Source organism: Faecalicatena contorta, assembly GCF_021531995.1.
GTDB lineage: Bacteria > Bacillota > Clostridia > Lachnospirales > Lachnospiraceae > Dorea_A > Dorea_A contorta_A.
In genome coordinates, this window is sequence record NZ_JAFBIZ010000158.1 from 1 (window position 1) to 4,734 (window position 4,734).

Sequence of the window (4,734 nt, forward strand, 5' to 3'; positions counted from 1 at the left end):
GGTTATCTGTGTGCAGATAAAAAGGAGAATAATATGATATATATGGATAATGCGGCTACGACAATGCATAAGCCGCAGGAAGTGATCGATGCAGTAGTCAGAGCGATGAGTTCTATGGGGAATGCAGGAAGAGGTGCGAATGAAGCGTCGCTCAGTGCTTCAAGGGTCATATATGATACCCGCGAGAGACTTGCCAGGCTGTTTGGGGCTAAGGATGCAAGAAGAATCGCATTTACGAATAATTCTACAGAGAGCCTGAATATTGCGATTAAAGGAATTCTAAGTCCGGGAGATCATGTGATTACAACGATGCTGGAACACAACTCTGTGCTTCGCCCTCTGTATGAGATGGAGAAGAAAGGCGTAAAATTGACGATCGTTCCCAGTGACAGCATGGGCCGCCTGAATATTCGTGATATTGAAGAAGCGATCACACCGGATACAAAGATGATCGTATGTACCAATGGCTCGAACCTTACCGGCAATTATATTGATGTTAAGCCGATTGGAGAACTGGCACACCGTCACAATGTTCTGTTTGTAGTAGATGCATCTCAGACTGCGGGGGTATTTCCGATAGATGTAGAGGATATGAAGATAGATATTCTGTGCTTTACCGGACATAAAGGACTTCTGGGACCGCAGGGAACCGGAGGAATCTATGTCAGAGAAGGTGTAGAGATCCGCCCGTTAAAAACGGGAGGCAGTGGGATACAGACATACAGTAAGACGCATCCTGTTCAGATGCCGACGGCTCTGGAAGCGGGAACGCTGAACGGACATGGAATAGCCGGACTCCATGCTGCGCTGGAGTATCTGGAACGTACGGGAATTGATGAGATCAGAGCTCGTGAGCAAAGGCTGATGCGAAGATTCTACGAAGGAGTAAAGGATGTTCCGGGGGTAAAGATCTATGGAGATTTTACACAGGAAAACCGATGTGCGATTGTTACGCTTAACATCGGAGAATATGATTCTTCAGAAGTGAGTGATGAGCTTCTTACAGAATATGGAATTTCTACCAGACCGGGAGGGCATTGTGCACCGCTTATGCATGAGGCGCTGGGAACGGTAGAACAGGGGGCTGTAAGATTCAGCTTTTCCCATTATAACACGGAAGAAGAAGTGGATATTGCGATAAGAGCGATCCACGAACTGGCAGAAGAGCCGGAACCGGAGACACTGTAAAGCGCCCGGAATGGTGCTTCCCAGAATGAAAAAAGGAGGAAATGACATGAATTTAACAGATTCAAAGAAAAAACTTGCGCTGGGCGGCGCAGTGTGTGGTATTGTAGCGGCATGCCTCGCATTACTTGGAAACCCGGCAAATATGGCATTTTGTATTGCGTGCTTTATTCGTGATACAGCAGGTGCATTTGGAATGCATCAGGCAGAGGTGGTACAGTATGCAAGACCGGAGATTATCGGACTTGTTCTTGGGGCATTTATTATCTCTGTGGCAACAAAAGAGTATTGTGCAACGGCTGGTTCATCACCGATGATCCGCTTTGTGTTGGGTATCATCATAATGATTGGTGCGCTCGTGTTCCTTGGATGCCCTCTGCGTATGATTATCCGTATGTCAGCTGGTGATCTGAATGCATGGGTAGCGCTTGTTGGATTTATTCTTGGTATTGCAACAGGTGTGTTAGCATTGAAAAAAGGCTTCAGTCTCGGAAGAGCACATGTGACAAATAAAGAAAACGGAGTTGTTCTGCCGGTTATCGTTGTGGGAATTCTGATTCTTGCACTGTGTACATCTCTTCTGAAGGCCAGCGAAGCAGGGCCGGGAAGTATGCATGCACCTGTTATTGCATCTCTGATCGGAGGATTGATCTTTGGAGCAATTGCACAGAAGTCAAGAATGTGCTTTGCCGGAAGTATCCGTGATATTATTCTGATGAAGAATTTTGATCTGTTCAGCGTAATTGCAGGACTGTTCGTTGTAATGCTTGTGTTCAATGTTGCAACGGGAAGATTTGTTCTGGGATTCAATACACCAGGAGTTATCGCTCATTCTGAGCATCTCTGGAACCTTCTTGGAATGTATACCGTAGGTTTTGCAGCAACCCTTGCTGGGGGATGCCCGCTTCGTCAGCTCATTCTTGCCGGACAGGGATCTTCAGATGCAGCAATGACAGTTGTTGGTATGTTTGTCGGATCAGCAATCTGCCATAACTTTGGACTGGCAGCAAGCGGAACAGCAATGAATGCAGAGACACAGGAGGTGGTTGCCGGCGCAGTACCGCTTAACGGAAAGGTTGCCTGCATTATCTGCATCATTGTATGTTTTGTAATTGCATTTACAAACAAGAGAAAAGAAGCAAAATAAGGTTGAAATATTAAGGTATACATAGTATTCTAGGAAAGAAGGTAAATAATATGAAAGAAGTAGATGCAAGAGGTCTTTCTTGTCCGGAACCGTTAATGCTGACTGCTGAAGCTCTGAAGGTTGCAGACGGACCGGTAAAGGTGCTGGTTACAGAACCACATCAGAAGATGAATGTAGAAAAATATGCAAAAGAACATGGGAAAAAACCTGTTTCTACGGAGAAAGATGGCTTCTACGAAGTGGTGATTGAGTAGAAATGAGAAAAAAAGAATTAAAACTTGTTGTGACCTTTCATACCACAGCGGATGCGATGGCTATGGAGAAAGCGTGTAAAGAACATCAGGTTCCGGGAAGGATTATCCCGGTTCCAAGAGCTATATCGGCAGGGTGTGGTCTGTCCTGGTGCGCGGATCTGTCAGACAGAGAAGCAATCGTTTCAATGATGAAAGAAGCAGGGATAGAGGAAGAAGAAATACACGAGTGTATGGTCTGAAACACAGGTTTTTGTACTTTGTGTAAAACTTTATGTAAGTAAAATGAATAAAAGGGACGGAATTCTGTATAATATGTGTAATACAGAATTCCGTCCCTTTTCAGGTTCCGGTGATTTCATGATTCCATTATACTCCTTTGACAAAAGTGTCCAGTAGATGAGGAAGTAATTTATTGCTGTATTCGGTCAGAGAATACTTTCCCTTGCAGAGAGCCCAATCATATAGCAGTGCACGCTCATACATGGCATAGATATTCATTAACTCTTCTGCAGTGCTGGTGTTTTTAAACTCGCCTTTTTCTAATCCATTAGAAAATATTTCAGTAAGCCATTTGAAGTAGAATCTTTTTTTGTCAGAAAGTGACTTCTTGTCTTTTGTAGTAAGCTGCGATGAATAAAGATAAGCAAGCAGATGAATATCTACGCTGGTCTCGATCATATGGAACAGCTCATGATTCAGAAAGAGAAGTTTATCAGACTCTGACCAATGTGGATCAATGACAGTGGAAAGTTCCTCGTATTTCTGGTCAAACAGATAGGAGAGAGAATTCAACAGGGATTCTTTCCCCTTGAAATAATGATAAAATGTTCCTTTGGATGTCTTTGATGCTGCGATAATATCTTCTACCGTTGTCTGGTCATATCCGTTTTTGTAAAAAAGGGTCCAGGCGGCTTTTACGATACGGCTTTTCGTGGACTGGCGTTTGCGTGGCATTGGCGCTCATTCCTTTCGTGCTTTTTTATAAATAGAAGCGGATTATGTTAATCCGCTTCTATTATCAGTGTAAATTGTTCTGATCTAGAGAGATAATTATCCTACCTGGAAACCATATTTCAATGGATCTGTCGGGTCAATCAGGTATGTAGCAACGCCTGTCAGATAGCAGCTTCCTGTGATCATTGGGATAACAGCGTCATAATCTGCTACTTTCGTTGTTTCCTTAATTACGCCCTTGAATAAAGATCCGATAAAGCTTTCATAAATAAATTCTTCTCCGACAGCGAGTTCGCCCCAGTGATGAAGAGTAGCAAGTTTTGCACTTGTACCTGTTCCACATGGTGAACGGTCAGCCATAGCATCTCCGAAGATAACTACGTTTCTCATAGAAGCTTTGTCCGGATTTGGAGTTGGGCCGTAGAATTCAACAAGGTCAACTGTATCAATGTCAAGAAGAGGATGCTTAACAGGGATTTCCTTGTTAATTGCATCTAACATCTTCATTCCGAGTTTTGCATATTCAGGAATAGACTTTGGATTAATTTCTCCAAGATCAAGTTTGGTTGTATCAACTAATGCAAAGAAACTTCCGCCAAAGGAAATTGTAAATTCAATTTCTTTTCCGTCAATTACAACTTTCTGGTTTTCTTTGTAAACAAAAGAAGGAACGTTTGTTAATGTAACACTTTCAACTTTTCCGTCTTTTACGATTGCTTTTGTACGGATCAGTCCGGCAGGAGCATCCAATGCTACTTCATTCTCTCCTTCATGAGATTCAACAAGTCCGGCTTCGATCGCAACTGTTACGGCACCGATCGTACAGTGACCGCACATGTTCAGATATCCGCCTGTATCCATAAACATTACCCCAAGATCTGCTTCTGGATTAACTGGTTCGCAGAGGAATGCACCAAACATGTCATGATGTCCTCTTGGTTCGAACATAAGAGCGGTACGAACCTGATCATAGTTCTGCTCCATCCATTTTTTCTTTTCAATCATTGTGTTGCCTTCCGGCTCCGGGAATCCACCAATTACGACACGGCAGAATTCGCCAACAGTGTGAGCGTCCACTACCTGTAAAGCTGCTTCGAACCGGTCAAAGTTAACGTTTGCTTTTAACTCCATAATTATATACCTCCTTCACGTATAATTGGTGATATTTATAGATTTTATCTATAAATATTGTAT

Annotated in this window: 6 protein-coding genes; 4 read left to right on the forward strand and 2 right to left on the reverse strand. The window is 43.2% G+C overall.

The window, feature by feature from the left end:
• The first annotated feature begins 33 nt into the window (after positions 1-33).
• Genes JQM82_RS14355 through JQM82_RS14370 form a run of 4 tightly spaced genes read left to right on the forward strand, consistent with a single transcriptional unit; the run spans position 34 to position 2,825 of the window.
• Positions 34-1,188 (forward strand): aminotransferase class V-fold PLP-dependent enzyme, encoded by a 1,155-nt coding sequence (locus JQM82_RS14355; protein WP_235251089.1) that lies wholly within the window; start codon positions 34-36, stop codon positions 1,186-1,188.
• 46 nt (positions 1,189-1,234) lie between these two features.
• A complete protein-coding gene (yedE, locus tag JQM82_RS14360) occupies positions 1,235-2,332 on the forward strand; it encodes a YedE family putative selenium transporter (protein ID WP_235251084.1) in 1,098 nt (365 codons plus the stop codon).
• A gap of 50 nt (positions 2,333-2,382) precedes the next feature.
• The gene (locus JQM82_RS14365) at positions 2,383-2,586 is read left to right on the forward strand and encodes a sulfurtransferase TusA family protein (RefSeq protein ID WP_235251085.1); all 204 of its coding nucleotides are present in this window, start codon (positions 2,383-2,385) and stop codon (positions 2,584-2,586) included.
• A 2-nt stretch (positions 2,587-2,588) separates the two neighbouring features.
• Complete coding sequence (locus tag JQM82_RS14370; RefSeq protein ID WP_235251086.1) at positions 2,589-2,825, forward strand: DUF3343 domain-containing protein; 237 nt, start codon at positions 2,589-2,591, stop codon at positions 2,823-2,825.
• A 127-nt stretch (positions 2,826-2,952) separates the two neighbouring features.
• On the opposite strand, the gene JQM82_RS14375 is transcribed toward JQM82_RS14370, so the two are convergent.
• On the reverse strand, positions 2,953-3,540 hold the full coding sequence (locus JQM82_RS14375) for a TetR/AcrR family transcriptional regulator (protein WP_235251087.1): 588 nt from the start codon (positions 3,538-3,540) through the stop codon (positions 2,953-2,955).
• 96 nt (positions 3,541-3,636) lie between these two features.
• Entirely contained in the window at positions 3,637-4,671 is a 1,035-nt protein-coding gene (locus JQM82_RS14380; protein ID WP_235251088.1) for a proline racemase family protein, read from the reverse strand.
• Between the last annotated feature and the right edge of the window lie 63 nt (positions 4,672-4,734).